This window comes from Curtobacterium poinsettiae, from assembly GCF_025677645.1.
GTDB classification, from domain to species: domain Bacteria; phylum Actinomycetota; class Actinomycetes; order Actinomycetales; family Microbacteriaceae; genus Curtobacterium; species Curtobacterium poinsettiae_A.
Window position 1 is genome coordinate 2,617,032 of sequence record NZ_CP106879.1, and the last position, 14,931, is coordinate 2,631,962.

The 14,931-nt window shown below is 72.4% G+C and carries 12 protein-coding genes; 1 reads left to right on the forward strand and 11 read right to left on the reverse strand.

The genetic code is table 11. The annotated features are described in order from the left end of the window. Positions 1-19: 19 nt before the first annotated feature. The 6 genes from OE229_RS12545 to OE229_RS12570 form a co-directional block, all read right to left on the reverse strand. Positions 20-580: a cysteine hydrolase family protein gene (locus OE229_RS12545; RefSeq protein ID WP_259577999.1), complete on the reverse strand. Its 561-nt coding sequence runs from the start codon at positions 578-580 to the stop codon at positions 20-22. Further along, on the reverse strand, positions 577-2,055 hold the full coding sequence (locus OE229_RS12550; protein WP_182065802.1) for a purine-cytosine permease family protein: 1,479 nt from the start codon (positions 2,053-2,055) through the stop codon (positions 577-579). Before OE229_RS12550 ends, OE229_RS12545 begins: the two co-directional genes overlap by 4 nt. A 24-nt stretch (positions 2,056-2,079) precedes the next feature. Continuing rightward, on the reverse strand, positions 2,080-3,414 hold the full coding sequence (locus OE229_RS12555) for a M50 family metallopeptidase (protein ID WP_262138276.1): 1,335 nt from the start codon (positions 3,412-3,414) through the stop codon (positions 2,080-2,082). Positions 3,415-3,538: 124 nt separating this feature from the next. Continuing rightward, complete coding sequence (dxr, locus tag OE229_RS12560; protein WP_262138277.1) at positions 3,539-4,651, reverse strand: 1-deoxy-D-xylulose-5-phosphate reductoisomerase; 1,113 nt, start codon at positions 4,649-4,651, stop codon at positions 3,539-3,541. A gap of 2 nt (positions 4,652-4,653) precedes the next feature. After that, positions 4,654-5,625, reverse strand: coding sequence for an FKBP-type peptidyl-prolyl cis-trans isomerase (locus OE229_RS12565; RefSeq protein ID WP_071404621.1), 972 nt, complete (start codon positions 5,623-5,625; stop codon positions 4,654-4,656). A 6-nt stretch (positions 5,626-5,631) separates the two neighbouring features. Then, positions 5,632-6,141, reverse strand: coding sequence for an OsmC family protein (locus tag OE229_RS12570; protein WP_262138278.1), 510 nt, complete (start codon positions 6,139-6,141; stop codon positions 5,632-5,634). A gap of 34 nt (positions 6,142-6,175) precedes the next feature. On the opposite strand from OE229_RS12570, the gene OE229_RS12575 reads away from it, so the two are divergent. Continuing rightward, positions 6,176-7,168: an asparaginase gene (locus tag OE229_RS12575; RefSeq protein ID WP_262138279.1), complete on the forward strand. Its 993-nt coding sequence runs from the start codon at positions 6,176-6,178 to the stop codon at positions 7,166-7,168. Between the two features lie 17 nt (positions 7,169-7,185). Here OE229_RS12575 and OE229_RS12580 read toward each other — a convergent pair whose 3' ends face one another. The 5 genes from OE229_RS12580 to OE229_RS12600 all read right to left on the reverse strand — a co-directional run bounded on the left by OE229_RS12580 (position 7,186) and on the right by OE229_RS12600 (position 14,864). Continuing rightward, a complete protein-coding gene (locus tag OE229_RS12580; protein WP_262138281.1) occupies positions 7,186-7,953 on the reverse strand; it encodes a hypothetical protein in 768 nt (255 codons plus the stop codon). Positions 7,954-8,018: 65 nt separating this feature from the next. Beyond that, positions 8,019-10,010, reverse strand: a complete 1,992-nt coding sequence (locus OE229_RS12585; protein WP_369076257.1) for a zinc-ribbon domain-containing protein — start codon at positions 10,008-10,010, stop codon at positions 8,019-8,021. Continuing rightward, positions 10,007-12,484, reverse strand: coding sequence for a DUF3488 and transglutaminase-like domain-containing protein (locus OE229_RS12590; RefSeq protein ID WP_262138283.1), 2,478 nt, complete (start codon positions 12,482-12,484; stop codon positions 10,007-10,009). Before OE229_RS12590 ends, OE229_RS12585 begins: the two co-directional genes overlap by 4 nt. Then, positions 12,481-13,794, reverse strand: coding sequence for a DUF58 domain-containing protein (locus OE229_RS12595; protein WP_262138284.1), 1,314 nt, complete (start codon positions 13,792-13,794; stop codon positions 12,481-12,483). Before OE229_RS12595 ends, OE229_RS12590 begins: the two co-directional genes overlap by 4 nt. A gap of 98 nt (positions 13,795-13,892) precedes the next feature. After that, positions 13,893-14,864 (reverse strand): AAA family ATPase, encoded by a 972-nt coding sequence (locus tag OE229_RS12600; RefSeq protein ID WP_262138286.1) that lies wholly within the window; start codon positions 14,862-14,864, stop codon positions 13,893-13,895. Positions 14,865-14,931 lie beyond the last annotated feature (67 nt).

Below are 14,931 nucleotides of genomic sequence, written 5' to 3' on the forward strand. Positions count from 1 at the left end.
CCGGTCCCCGTGCGTCTGTTCAGAGCTCCCTGACCGAGTCGACGACCGTGATGAGCGGGGCGTAGAGCCGCATCACCGCGAGCGCACGGTCGTGGTCCGCGTCGGTCCCGCCGGCGCAGGCGTCGGCCACGACGGTCACCGTCGCACCGGCGTCGGCCGCCGCCAGCGCGGTCGACAACACGCAGCAGTCGGTCGACACCCCCGTGAGCACCAGGTGCGGGTGGTCGCCGACGACCGCCTGGAGGCTCGTCCCCCACTTGCCGAAGGTCGGTTCCGTCACGACGGGGTCGTTCCGGTCCGCGGCAGCTGACGCGAAGGGCTCGGTGAGCGCGTAGAGGGGGTCGGCGTCCGGGACCAGTGCGAAGGGCCAGTCGCGGTAGTACGGCACCCACGCCCCCTCGGGCTGCGCCGGCGCCACGAAGCGGGTGAAGACCGTGCGGCCCGTGAACCGCGGCAGGAGCCGCTCGATGCCGGCGCCGGCATGGTCGTACCGCGGGGCGGCCCACGGGTTCTCGCCCGTGAAGACCTGCTGCATGTCGATGACGACGAGCCAGGCGTCGTCGGGGATCTCCGCGCTCATCGCAGGTCGTCCGGCGTGCCGAGCGCTTCCTGGTGGCGGATCGACCCGCGCGCGAACAGCAGCGTGCCGAGGAACCCGACGAGCAGGGCGACGAGGACGCCGAGGTTCGCGTAGGCCCACGGCCCCTTGCGTCCGCCGAGGCCGAACGGCTCGAGCAGGTAGCCCTGCCAGTTGAGCCAGGACGGCACGCCGAGGGTGTTCGTGACCAGACCCCAGCCGAGCGCGGTGCCGAGCACGACGAGCACGATCGGCAGCCACCGGACGTCGCCGTAGCGTCCGTGACGGTCGTCGAGTTCGGCCTCCGCGTACGCGCGGCGTCGCAGGACGACGTCAGCGACGAAGATGCCGGCCCAGGCGGCGATCGGCACGCCGAGGGTGATGAGGAAGGCCTGGAACGGCGCGACGAAACTCGAGGCGAAGAACGCGATGTACACGGCGCCGGCGACCATGAACAGGCCGTCGACCCCGGCGGCGACCGGACGCGGGATCTTCACGCCGACGCTCAGGAGCGCCAGTCCGGACGAGTAGATGTCGAGCACCGCGCCGCCGACGAGCCCCAGGATCGCGACGATCGCGAACGGGATCAGGAACCACACCGGCAGGATCGTCGTCAGGGCGCCGATCGGGTCGTTCGCGATCGCTGCCTGCAGGTCCGGCGACGACCCGGCGAGCATGACACCGATCACCACGAGGATCGCCGGCGCGAGGGCGCCGCTGAACGTGGTCCACCCGACGACGCCACGGGTCGAGGCCGAACGGGGCAGGTACCGGGAGTAGTCAGCCGCGGCGTTCACCCAACCGAGTCCGAAGCCGGTCATCACCAGGACGAGGGCCCCGGTCACGCTCTGGGCGCTGCCCGACGGCAGAGCACCCAACGTCGCGAAGTCGATCGTCGGCGCAGCGAGCACGATGTAGACGACGGTGAGCACGGCCGTGACGACGGTGATGACGGCCTGCAGACGCATGATGACGTCGAACCCGGCGATCCCGGCGCCGACGATGAGGGCCGCGACCACGACGAGGGCGACGACCTTCGTCAGCACGCCGCCGTCCCACCCGAGTTCGGTGAACACCGTCGAGGTGGCGAGCACGGCCGCCGCGGCGAGCGAGGTCTCCCACCCGACGGTCAGCACCCAGCTGAGGAACGAGGGCAGTCGGTTCCCGCGGACCCCGAAGGCCGCGCGGCTGAGGACCATCGTCGGCGCCGACCCGCGCTTGCCGGCGATCGCGACGATGCCGCACAGCAGGAACGAGAAGGCGACCCCGACGACCGAGACGATCGTCGCCTGGGCCAGCGAGATCCCGAAATCGAGGACGAACGACCCGTAGGCGAGGCCGAGGACGGAGATGTTCGCCGCGAACCACGGCCAGAACAGTCCCCGTGGGGTGCCCTTCCGATCGGACTCGGCGATGACGTCGAGGCCCTGGCGCTCGACGGTGCGAACCTCGGGAGGGTTCGGGGCGGCTGTGGTCATCCGCTGATCGTAACGCCGGAGCGACTACCCGAACAGGTTCACCGGCCGCACGATGTCGGCGTAGATGAGCAGCGCGCTCATGCCCGCCAACAGCACCACGACGACCATCGTCAGCGGCATCGTCTTCGCCAGGTCGATGGGCCCCGGATCCGCCTTGCCGACGAGCTTGAACGACCGCCGCTTGATCGCTTCCCAGAGCGCACCCGCGATGTGTCCGCCGTCGAGCGGCAGCAGCGGGACCATGTTCAGCACGAACAGGCCGATGTTGAGCGAGGCCAGCAGCCCGAGGATCGTGTACGCCTTGTCGACCACGGGGACACCGCTCATCGACGAGACCTCGCCGATCGCACGGCCCACGCCCACCACCGACACGGGGCTGTCCTGCGACCGCTCCTGGGCACCGAACGCGGCGTTCCACACCGCGACCAGGCGCTGCGGCAGGTCGATGATCAGGTGCGCCGACGCCGCGATCTGGGCGCCGGTCGCGGGCAGCACCTCGGCTGGGGACTGCCGCACCAGGGACTGCCCGATGCTGACACCGACCACGCCGACGCGCTGGGTCTTCGTGGTGCCGTCGTCGTTCTTGACGAGCTTGCCCTCGGCGTCGTAGACGTCGCGGGTGGCGGTCGTCGGGGTGATCTCGAGGGTCTTGCGGGCGCCGTCGCGCTCGACGACCACGGTGACCTGCTCACCGGCGGACTCCTGGAAGACCTCGGAGACACGGGTGATCGTGGGGTCCTGCTCACCGTTCACCGAGAGCACCACGTCGCCGGACTCGATGCCCGCCTGCTTCGCCGGGGACACCGCGTCGCCCGGCGAGCACTCGGTCGTCTGGCTGTTCGGCAGCACGCACCCGACGCTCGACGTGAAGGTCGTCGTCGGCGCCCCGAACCCGCACAGCAGCACACCGAAGAGCACGATGCCGATCACCAGGTTCATGGCCGGACCCGCGACCATCACGATGATCCGCTTCCACGGCGTCAGGCGGTAGAAGGCACGGGAGTCGTCGCCACCGGAGTCCGCGATCTGCTCGGCGCTGGCCTGGCGGGCGTCCTGCACGAACGCGCCGTACATGCCGGTGTTCGTGATCGCGTCGGCCCGGCCCGACGCCCGCGGCTTGAGCATGCCGACCATCGAGATGTACCCACCGAGCAGGATCGGACGGATCCCGTACTCGGTCTCACCCCGCTTGAACGACCACATCGCCTTGCCGAAGCCCAGCGAGTACTGCGTCACTTTGACGTTGAAGAGCTTCGCGAAGGACAGGTGCCCCAGCTCGTGGAGTCCGATCGAGACCAGCAGGCCGATGATGAAGACGACCACGCCGAGGACGAAGAGCAGGACGGATTCGACGGTCACCGGGAAAGAGTACGGGACTGATTCCATGACGGAGCCGAGCGCCGTCTGAGAGGTGATCCGGGCCTCCCGTCCATCGCCGTCCGCGGTCTGCCGCCGCTGCGTCGACCGGGAGGCGCGACTCGCGTCAGCGGGTCAGCGCGCGGTCCGCAGCGGTGCGCGCCCACTGCTCCGCGGCGAGCACGCCGTCGAGTGACGACTCACCCGCGGTGTGCTCCTCGACGACGCGCTCGACCGTGTCGACGATGTCGAGGAAACCGATCGCGCCGGCGTGGAACGCGGCGACGGCCTGCTCGTTCGCGGCGTTGAACACGGCCGGGAACGTCCCGCCCAGCTCGCCGACGCGCTTCGCGAGGGCGACGGCGCCGAAGGCGTCCCCGTCGAGCGGCTCGAACGTCCACGTGCTCGCGGTCGTCCAGTCGAGCGGCACACCGACGCCGCGCACCCGGTCCGGCCAGGCCAGGCCGAGCGCGATCGGCAGACGCATGTTCGGCGGCGACGCCTGGGCGATGGTGGAGCCGTCGACGAACTCGACCATCGAGTGCACGATCGACTGCGCGTGCACGGTGACGTCGATGCGGTCGTACGGCACGTCGAAGAGCAGGTGTGCCTCGATGACCTCGAGCCCCTTGTTGACCAGCGTCGCGGAGTTCGTCGTGACGACGAGACCCATGTCCCAGGTCGGGTGCGCCAGGGCCTGGGCGGGGGTGACGTCGCGGAGCTGCTCGCGGGTGCGCCCACGGAACGGACCGCCGCTCGCCGTGAGGACGAGCCGCTGCACCTCGGCGTCGGAGCCGGAGCGCAGCGCCTGCGCGATGGCGGAGTGCTCGCTGTCCACGGGCACGATCTGCCCGGGCGCTGCGGCCTGCTGCACGAGGGAGCCGCCGACGATCAGGCTCTCCTTGTTCGCCAGGGCGAGCGTGGCACCGCTCTCGAGCGCCGCAAGCGTCGGGCCGAGGCCGACCGAGCCGGTGATGCCGTTCAGGACGACGTCGGCCTCGACGCTCCGGACGAGCTGCTCCGAGTCGGCCGCGCCGAACGCCGTGTCGCGGACCCCGAACCGGGCGGCTTGCTCGGCGACGAGTTCGCGGTTGCTGCCGGCGGTGAGCCCGACGACCTCGAACCGGTCGGGGTTGCGAGCGACGACGTCGAGCGCCTGGGTGCCGATCGAGCCGGTGCTGCCGAGGACGACGATCCGCCGACGATCCGGACCGGTGCTGCCGAGGCGGCCGTCCGTCACGGTCAGCCCTTGGCGAGGATGTCGACCACGAAGACGAGCGTGGCGTTCTTCGGGATGCCCGAGCCCTCCTGCGGGTTCGCACCGTAGGCGTCCTCCGGCGTGGCGACGATCAGGACCTGTGAGCCGACCTTCTGCCCGACGAGCCCGGTGACGAAGCCCTTGATGAGCGCGCTCTCCGACACGGTGAAGGTGGTGGGGACACCCTTCGACCACGAGGAGTCGAACTCCTTGCCGGTGTCGTACACGACGCCCTTGTACTGCACGAGGGCGGTGTCGCCGTCGGCGATCTCGGTGCCGTCGCCCTGCTTGAGCACCTCGACCGTGGTCTTCGTGGGCGCCTTCACACCGTCGGGGACCGTGATCTCCGGCTCGCCCGAGGCCTTGTCCTTGACCGTGGGCAGGCCCGGGTCCTGGTCCTGCGGGGTGCCGGTCGCCTTGGTCGGGGTCTGTGCGACGACGTCGGCGACCACAACGATCTCGCCGCCGGTGTTGAAGCCGAGTGCGGAGGACTGTCCGACCGCGGCGACCCGGTCGCCCACCTTCGAGCAGGCGAGGAGCGCGCCGAAGCCCGATCCGCCGACGGAGAGCACCTGCGGGTTGCCCTCGTCGAAGCCGACGGTGCCGAGCTTCTTGGCGTCCGATGCCTCGTACACGCTGTAGGAGACCTGCGCGTAGTCGCCCTCGTCGAGCGCCGCGCCCTTGCCCTTCACGAGGCGGGTGGCCTGCGGCGTCTTCGCGGACAGGCCGGACGAGAACTTCACGGTCGGGGCCTTCGGTCCACCGAACGACCCGGTCGCCTTGATGGCATCGGACGACTTGCCCGGGTCCGGGCAGGAGGTGATCGCCGAGGCCGTGGCGCTGGCCGAGGGGGTCGGCGAGGCCGAGGACCCGTTCGAACCGGAGCCGGAGCAGGCGGCGAGTCCCAGCACGACGGCGGGGACGATGGCGATCGGGAGCAGGCGGAGACGCTTCACGAGGACCTAGTCTGCCCCACCTGCCGAAGAGTCCCCTGCCAATGACGCAGGTCGGACGACCAGCTGCGGCTCGTGGTGCACCGGGAACGCCACGGACCGCGCGATGAAGCAGAGCTCGTTGGCGGTGACGTGTGCTGCTTCGGCGTCCGCGACCCGGTCGGCTTCGAGGATCGTGACGACCGGGTGCAGGGTCGCCTCGGTCAGTTCACCCGAACCGTCGCGGTTCAGGCGGAGCGACGCGGTCGCGGTGTCCTGGTAGTCGACGACGGTGAAGCCCTTCGTCACCGCGACGTGCAGGTAGCTGAGCATGTGGCACTGGGCCAGCGCCGCGACCACCATCTCCTCGGGGTTCCAGCGGTCACGGTCCCCGCGGAACGTCGGGTCGGCGGAGCCGGGGACGTCGGGCTTGCCGGTCGCGGAGACCACGTGCTCGCGGCCGTAGTCGCGGTACCCGGAGGTGCCGGTCCCGCGGTCACCGGTCCAGCTGACGGAGACCTCGTAGGAGTGGTCGTGCACGGGTGCGCCCCTTCGCCTTGGCTAGCATGGCGGCATGACGGTGAGCCCCGAAGTCCGCAGTGATCGCCATCCTCTCACCGCCGACGGTTCCGTCGAGCTGGCGGTGCTCGAACGCTCAGGGTTCGACGAGAGCCGGCACGTCGGCGCCGGCGTCGTCGTCGACGCGACCGGCGCGGTGATCGACTCCGTGGGTGACGTGACGGCGAGCATCTACCCACGTTCCACCATGAAGCCGTTCCAGGCCCTGGCGGTCCGCCGTGCAGGTGCGCTGTTCTCCGACGAGGAACTCGTCCTCACCACCGCGAGCCACGCCGGCACCGCGGCGCACCAGGCGCTCGCCCTGCACATGCTCGAGTCCTTCGACCACGTCGAAGCCGACCTCGGCTGCCCGCCCGACATGCCCTTCGACCGCGGGGCCGCTCGGACGATGGACGGCCCCCGCCGCCTGGCGATGAACTGCTCCGGCAAGCACGCCGGCATGCTCGCGGCCTGCCGGGTGAACGGCTGGGACGAAGCCACGTACCTGGACATCGAGCACCCGTTGCAGCAGCGGGTGCGTTCCGTCGTCGAGGAGTACACGCACGAGACCGTCGACCTCGTCGGCACGGACGGCTGCGGCGCCCCTGTCTTCCCGCTCACCCTGACGGGGCTGGCACGCGGGTTCGCCGGTGTCGTGGCGCGGGCCGACGACGACTCCGCTGCGCTGACCGATGCCGTCCTGGCGCACCCGTGGGCGATCGACGGCGTCGGACGCGCGAACACGGTCACCATCGAGCGCCTGCAGGTGCTGGCGAAGCTCGGGGCCGAGGGCGTCATGGTCATGGGCTTGCCCGGAGGCGCCGCCGTGGCCGTGAAGGTGCTCGACGGCTCGCAGCGGGCCGGCACCCTGGCGGCCCTGGCGCTGCTGGAGCGGAACGGGCTCGTCGCATCGGACGGGGTGGCCGAGGTGCTCGAGGCGACCGGTGAGCGGGTGCTCGGCGGTGGTGTTCCCGTCGGCGCGGTGCGGGTCGGCGCCGGGTTGCGCTGATCGCCGCTCGGCGCTGGTCATCGATCGGCGCTCACGGTGTCGGGTACGAGGACCGGCAGCGCCGGGGACACCCGGTCGACCGTGTGGTCGTCGGGTCGACGGACGGAACAGCCGTACCGCGAGACCTCGACGGTGACGTCCCGCTGACGGGGCGCCGATCCGAGTCCGGCCACGAGCACCACGGAGCCGTGGGGTCGGCCGTCGGCGCCCATCCGCACCGCGACCGAGGTCCCCGACGGCAGCGCGTGCACTGACAGGGTGCTCGCTGACCGGGTGCTCCGGGCTTGATCGGCGCTGCCGATCCCCACGGCGTCGAGGACCTCGGGAGCAGCGGCCCAGCGCAGGTCCTCGTCGGTGTGGACGGCAGCGGCTCGGAGCTGCTCGGCGAGCCCGCGGAACACCGCGACGGCGAGTGCTCCGGCACCGACGACCACGAGGTGGGACGCGGCGTCGACCCGGAGCACGCGGCCGCCCGGACAGTGCCCGAGGACGATCGCCGGCGTGCCGTCGCCGTCCTCGGGGACCGTTCCGGTCGGCGCCTCCGGCACACCGAGCGGTTCGAGCTCGGCGGGCTGGTCGGGCCCGGGCGGCGCGACGAACGCGACCGGAGGGGTCCCGGGGTCCGGCGACGCCGAACGGTGCAGCACCACGTCGACCAGGGCGCAGCACGCACCCGCGCCGAGCAGGACACCCTGCCCCGCGCCGCTGATCGGTGCGATGACCCCGGCCACGACGAGCGCGACCGCGGCCCCCACGACCACGCAACGAGCGGCGAACCGGGACATGACCCCATCGCACCAGGAACGAGTGGCTCAGCGCCGGCCCGGGACCCGATCTGTGGAGAAGTCGCCTACTGCACCAGGAAGAACTGCTCACCGATGTCGACGCGTGCACCGCGTTCGACGCGGTACCGCCGGCCGGGCTCGCAGCGGCGGATCGATCCGTCGATGTGCCGCACGACCGTGCCGTTGCCGGAGAACCGGTCGGAGACCCACAGGTCGTCGCCGTCGCGGCCGAGCTCGAGGTGCGTCTTCGACACGGACTTGCCCGGGTCGTGCACGGTCAGCAGGTCGTCGTACCGCTCCCCCGGCTGCGGTCGCGGCAGTCGGCCGAGCAGGCCCGTGCCGTGCACCCCGAGCCGCTCGCCCGTGCTGAAGTGCAGCACGAACGGCGCCCGGGTCGGGGTCTTCGCGACGATGCGGGTCTCGTCGACGTCCTCGTCGGGGTCGTCGAGCGCATCGGCCACCGCGTGCGACTCCGACCGGTCGACGGGCGGGAGCGGCAGCGCGGGTCCGGTCGCTCCCGGGATCGGGGGCAGCGGTGCAGCAGCGGGCGCGCCCGTGGTGGTGGCGGACGGCACCGAGGAGGGGACGGTGGCGGAACCGGGCACCGGCGGGATCGGCGTGCGCGGCACGGCGGACGTCCCGGTCGGCGGATCGGGCTCGATCACCGGGGCAGCGTGCGCCCCGCGGGGGCGTCGGCCGACATCGGACTGCTCGACCTCGGCGCGCAGGGACTCGTCGTCCATCGGGATCCCGTGGTGCGGCTCGTCGCCTGCGGCGCGCGCATCGGACCCGGTCGAACCCGCGGGCTCAGCCGGACCCGGGTCAGACCCGTCCGGTTCGTCCGGCTCGTTGCCCGCGTCGGGGGCCTGCGTGCCGTCGGACTCCTCGGCTGCCCAGTCGGGTCGGGTCATCGGCAGCGGCATGACCGGGCCGGTGAAGGCCGCGGTGACCGCCGGACGGACGGCTCCGCACTCGCCGCAGAAGATGTCATCGGGCTCGAGCCGGTTGCCGCAGACGTGGCAGATGGTCGTCTCGTGCATGCCCGGGGTGACGAGCGGGGCCGGACGGGGCGGTCGACGGTCGATCAGCGGCTCGACCACGGCGGTGTCCCCGGGCTGCGGGGGCGACACGACGGCCGGCTGGTCCTCGGTGGCGCTCTTCTCCGACGCGGCCACGACCAGCTCGTCGGGCTCCGTCCCGGAGGCGTTGCTGCCCTCGTGTGTTTCCTGGGCCTGCCGGGCGAGCTCTTCGTCTGACGCAGGAGCAGCGGTGTGCTGCTCGGTGTCCTGCTCGGTGTCCGGCTCGGAAGCAGGTTCGGCGGGTGCTCCCGGCATCGGCGGGACGACCGGGTCGGCCGGCGCCTCGGCAGCCGCGGTACCGCGGCCCACCCACCAGGACGGACCAGCGGGTGCCGCCGGGGGTGCGGTGGGAGCTGGCGGTGCCCACACCGGCACGGAGGGCTCGGCAGCGGGCTGCGGCTCGACGGACTGGGGCTCGACGGGCTGGGGCTCGACGGGCTGTCGCGCCGCCTGGTCCGGGACCGACGACGCAGCATCGCGGATCGGGTCCTCGGGCGTCTCGGGGCGACCGGGAGCCGGCGCGATCCGCGTGCGTTCGGGGTCGTCGGCATCGAGGGGTCCGGACGGGTACGCGTCGGGATCGAGGGGAGGCTCGGACTCGGACTGGCTCGGTGCACCCGACCAGTCCTCGAGCCCGGACCCGGCACCGTGCACGTGGGAGGGGGCCTGGCGCGGGGCGAAGTCGTCGGGCCGCTGCACCGGCACGGGTGCCGGCGGTTCGGTCCCACGACGGTCGGCACCGGTGAGCCAGGCACGCGTGGCGGGATCCAGCGTGGCTTCGGGCAACCAGGCGTCGGAGGCCGGGTCGGACCGTCGGCCGTGGGCGTCGGGTTGTTGCAACGGTGGCGGCGGTGCCTGTTCGACGGGGGTCGGCGCGACCGGGCGACGGTTCGCCGCGGCGGTGACCGCGCGTCCGCACTCACCGCAGAAGATCGCTCCGTCCGGGAGCATCGATCCGCAGTGTTCGCATCTGATCACGTGGTGCCTCTGTCCTCACTCGGCCGTCCACGACGCGCGTCCGGCCTCTGGACATCGTAGTCGCCGTGCCCCGACGCAGCCTGGCCGTCGGTCGTCCGACGGGACCGTGCCGACGGACGGCGTCCCGTTCCCCGCAGTGACCGGAGCGAGACGGCGGTGCGGAACCGCTCCCGCCGGGTCCGCCCCCTCCGGAGCGAACCGATCGCGTCGTCGGTCGCCGACCACATGCGGTCTGCGGTGGTCTGGTCGGCATCGCTCGGACCGAACACCGCACGGTCGGCCAGCGCGGCGAGTCCGGCGCCGCCGTCGCCCGGTGCACCGACCACGGCTTCGCGTCGGGTGGCGGACCGCCGCACGTCGTGCCCGCGGTCGAGCAGTGCGTCACGGTACTCGTCCCAGGCGCCGACGATGCGACCGCGGGGTGTGGTGGCGTTCCGCCGTCGTCGGCGCCGCAGCCGCTTCAGCAGCACGATCACGGCGAACGGCAGCAGGACGAGCGCGACCACACCGAGGGTCCCGAGGGCCCAGGGCAGCACCGCGAGCAGGATCTGGAGCCAGAGCGGCTGCACCGGCGGCGTGTTCCGGTCGCTCTCGGGCGGCGCCTGCTGGTCCTGGTCCTGCTGGTCGACCGGGGGCGGCGGCACGACCGTCTCCGGTCGGGTGACCGGCTGCGGGGTCTGCTGCTGCTCGTTCGGGATCTCGCGCACCTCGGGGTTGGGATTGAGCATCACCCATCCCCACTGCGCCGTGTCCACCTCGATGCGGGCCGTGACGTCGGACCCACGGAAGGTCGTCGTCCCGCCACGCACTGCGGCGCCGTCGCGGCCCGAGTCTCCCCCGGCCGTGAAGCCCATCACGACCCGTGCGGGGAACCCGATCTCGTCCGCCATCAGCGCAGCCGCCGCGGCGTACTGCTCCTGGTCCCCGATCATCAGGGGTGCGGTGAGGAGCTCCTGGACACGGTCCGCGCCGTGGCCGGACCGACTCATCCGTTCGTCGCCCACACCGTGGCTGACGTACCCGTTCCGCTGCAGGGACTGCACCGCGGCGAGGAGCTTCGCACCGGGTGCCGACACGTCCTTCGTCGTGGACTCCACGGTGTCGCGCACGGCGTCGGGGACGTCCCGTGCGGTGGGCACGGCGGCGCTCCCCGGGCGCGCGGTGGCCAGCTGCCGTTCCGTCGGCTGGTCGGGCAGCACCGCCGTCAGGTCGTAGGACGTGCCGTCCCCCACTCCGCCGACCACGGCGCCGGTGCCGGTCGATCCGTTGTAGAAGAAGGCGCCGCGCTCGTCGTCGGCGTCCTGCCCGGTGAACTCCACGCGCTCCAGGTCACCGACCGTCGGCAGCCACACACCGCGGTACCCGTCGACCGTCACACCGACGTCGACCGTGGTGCCCCGGACGCCACGGACGTCGACCGCGGTCGGCACACGTTCGAAGGTGCCCGAGCCGGCCGAGCCGTCTGCCCCGCCCACGCGGTAGACGACGCCGTCGTAGGTGTCGAGCGTCGCGATGCGGACGAACCCGCCCTCGGGCAGGCCGGTCACCCGGAGCTGGGTCGCGTCCGAGGCGGTGGACTCCTCGTACGCGCGGAACCCGCTGAGCGGACTGACGTAGTCGCGCGGGTCGAACGGCTTCACGACGTCCGTGCGTGCGACGGTGCGCTCACCCGACGGAGGTGCGACGAGTCCGAGTCCGGTCGCCACGACCGCCGCCGCCACGATGGTGCCGGTTCCCACCAGGGCGGGACGGACGATCGACCGCGCCACCGGCACGCGTGCACCGATGGTGGTCGCCACCGCGACCGCGCGACGCGCGTGCCGCACGGTCAGCGCCCAGACGAGGGCGAGGCCGACCAGGACGACCGCGGTCAGGATCGACGTGTCGAGCCGGCTCGGCCCGACGACGACGCCCACCGCGAAGAGCACCAGTGCCGGGATGCTCGCGAGTTCCTGCCTGGAGGCGCGGGTCGCCACGCTCACGGCCGTCACCGTGGCCACGAGCAGCGTCACGGAGTACGGCACGAGGAGCGCCTCGTAGGAGCCCACCGGCAGGCTGATGGTCACCAGCTGCTTCCAGCCGAGGGCGACGCCGGCGAAGAGGTCGAGGAGTCCGCGTCCGGTGGGCAGCAGGCCGTTGGCCTGACTCGGCACGGCGGCGGGGACGCCGGTGAGTGTGAAGGCGGCGACGCTCGCGATCGCCACGACGGCGGTCGGCAGCCGGAACAGGGTGCCGAGGAGCGCGACGACCGTCCCGACGACGATCGCCGTGACGGCGGCCGTGATCATCGCGCCGTCCCGGTACACCGGCCACCAGGACGTGCTCGCGACGGCCAGCAACAGCCAGACCGCCAGCGTGCCGCCGGCGAGCCGGAACGGCACGAGCCGCCGTGCGTCGCGACGGTCGGAACGCCGCGTCGAGCGCCTCGCCCGGTCCACGGCGGGGGCCGGGGCGGTCACGGGAGCGCCGCTCATGCTGCCGACGCCGATCGGTGCAGGGCGTGCCGGAGGTCGTCCAGGTAGCCGATGGTCATCACCGTCAGACCCGCGACGCGCAGGAACCGCGGCTGGGCCTCGGGCTCGCAGATCACCGCGACGACCTCCACCCCGACGGGGAACCGCGTGGCGGCGAGTCGGAGCGCGGGCAGGCCGACGGTCGACCCCACCACGAGGAACGCGACGGAGATGCCCTCGGTGTCGCTCCCGACGATCCGGGAGACCTCGGCGATCGGCAGGCACGCGTCAGCGAGGCCGACCGAGGCGAAGTCGTCGAGCAGGCGCGTCGGCGTCACAGTGGGGAGCGTCCGCACGGCGTACACGGCACGCTTCGCGAACTCGGGCGTGCGCTGGGACACCACGACCGAGACCTCACGGCCGTCGCGGATCGCCCGCGCGCCGAGGGACGCGGCCGCGCTCACCGCGAGCTCGAACTCCTCGTCGTCGGCGAACTCACCTCGGGCGATGCCGAGCGCGACGACGAGGTGCGAGCGACGGGTGTCCTCGAACTGCCGGACCATGAGCGCGCCGGACTTGGCCGTCGACTTCCAGTGGATGGTGCGCGGGTCGTCGCCGGGCATGTACTCGCGGATGGCGTGGAAGGCGATGTCCGCGGGCGACAGGTCCGTCGTCGCCTGCCCCTCGAGGTCGCGCACCAGGCCGGTGCTCGTCGACGGGATCGCGATCGTGCGCGGGTGCACGATGACCTGCTCGCGGGCGGTCCAGACGAGCTCGCGGCGGACGAGTCCCACCGGGTCGGCGCGGACACCCGTCACCGGACCGACGTCGAGCACCCCGCGGCGGAGCGTCGGGACCGGGACCTGCCGCTCGAAGGTACCGTGCGGCCCGATGGCCGGGATCGCGACGTCGACCAGGCCGGATCCGACCGGCACCTCGACGGTGGTCGGCACCGACGGCAGACGCGTGGGGTTCTCGGCCGTGATGACCACGCCGGCGTCGTCGCCGACCGCCACACGGTGCTGCGGCAGCCGCATCCGGATCGCCAGCCGCGACCGGCCGATCAACGCCATCGCGGCGACCACCGCGAGCACGGCGCCGGCGAACCCGACGACGACGATCTCCCGCAGCCCGAACCGGTAGCCGGTCACGAACGCGACGAGCGTCAGGGCGGCGACCGTCCACCCGAGCCCGGTGACGACGGACGAGACCTCGCTCCAGAGACGCAGGACGAGCCTCCAGGCCGTTGCCCAGAGCCGGACGATCCCGATGACCGCATCAGCTGCCACGCCCTCACGGTCACCGACGATGCGCGTCCGGACGTTGGTCATGCCGGTGACCGTCCCCGTGCGCTCGTACGCCGTCGTGCCACGACGCGACCGCGTCGAGGACGGACGGCGCGAGCGCGTGGAGACGGGCCGGCGGTCCGTCACGTCGTGACCCGGTCGGCGGGCGGCGAGGTCTCCACCAGGAGCTGCGCGATGACGCTCGGCGCGCTGACGCCGTCGAACTCGGCCTCGGCGTCGAGCACCAGGCGGTGCGCGAGGACCGGGACGGCCAGCGCTTTCACGTCGTCCGGCGTGACGTAGTGCCGGCCGCTCAGCGCCGCGAGGACACGGGAAGCGCGGATCAGGCCCATCGCCCCACGGACGCTCACGCCGAGCCGGACCTCGCTCGCGGAGCGGGTCGCGTCCACCAGGCGGGCGACGTAGTCGGCGATCACGGCATCGACGTGCACCGTGCGCGCCAGCGCGGCCATCTCGGTGATGGTCGCGGCGGGCACGACGCTCGCCAGCGGGACCGAAGCCGACGGTGCGGACGAGGTCTCGAGGATCTTCACCGTCGCGGCGTGGTCGGGGTAGCCGATGGAGGTCTTCATGAGGAAGCGGTCGAGCTGCGCCTCGGGCAGGCGGTAGGTGCCGGCCTGCTCGATCGGGTTCTGGGTCGCGATGACCATGAAGGGCGCGGCGAGACGATGGCTGACGCCGTCGACCGTGATCGCGGACTCCTCCATCGCCTCGAGCAGCGCGGACTGGGTCTTCGGGCTCGCACGGTTGATCTCGTCGGCGAGCACGATGTTCGCGAAGACCGGCCCGCGGTGGAAGTCGAACTCCTGCGTCCGCTGGTCGTAGACGCTGATGCCGGTGATGTCGCCCGGTAGCAGATCAGGGGTGAACTGGATGCGGTTCGTGGTGCCCTGCACGCTCTGCGCCATCGCCCGGGCGAGGCTCGTCTTGCCCGTTCCGGGGACGTCCTCGAGGAGCAGGTGCCCCTCGCTGAGCATCGCCGTGACCGCGAGGCGGATCACGAACGTCTTCCCGAGGAGCACCTGCTCGACGTTGGTCACGATGCGGCCTGCGACGTCGGCGAACCAGGTGGCCTGCTCCGGGGTCATGCTCATGCGGGGTGGTCCTTCGGTCGTGGGGAGAGGTGCGGCGGAGGGCGGGTCTGGGCAGGTCGGGCGGGCG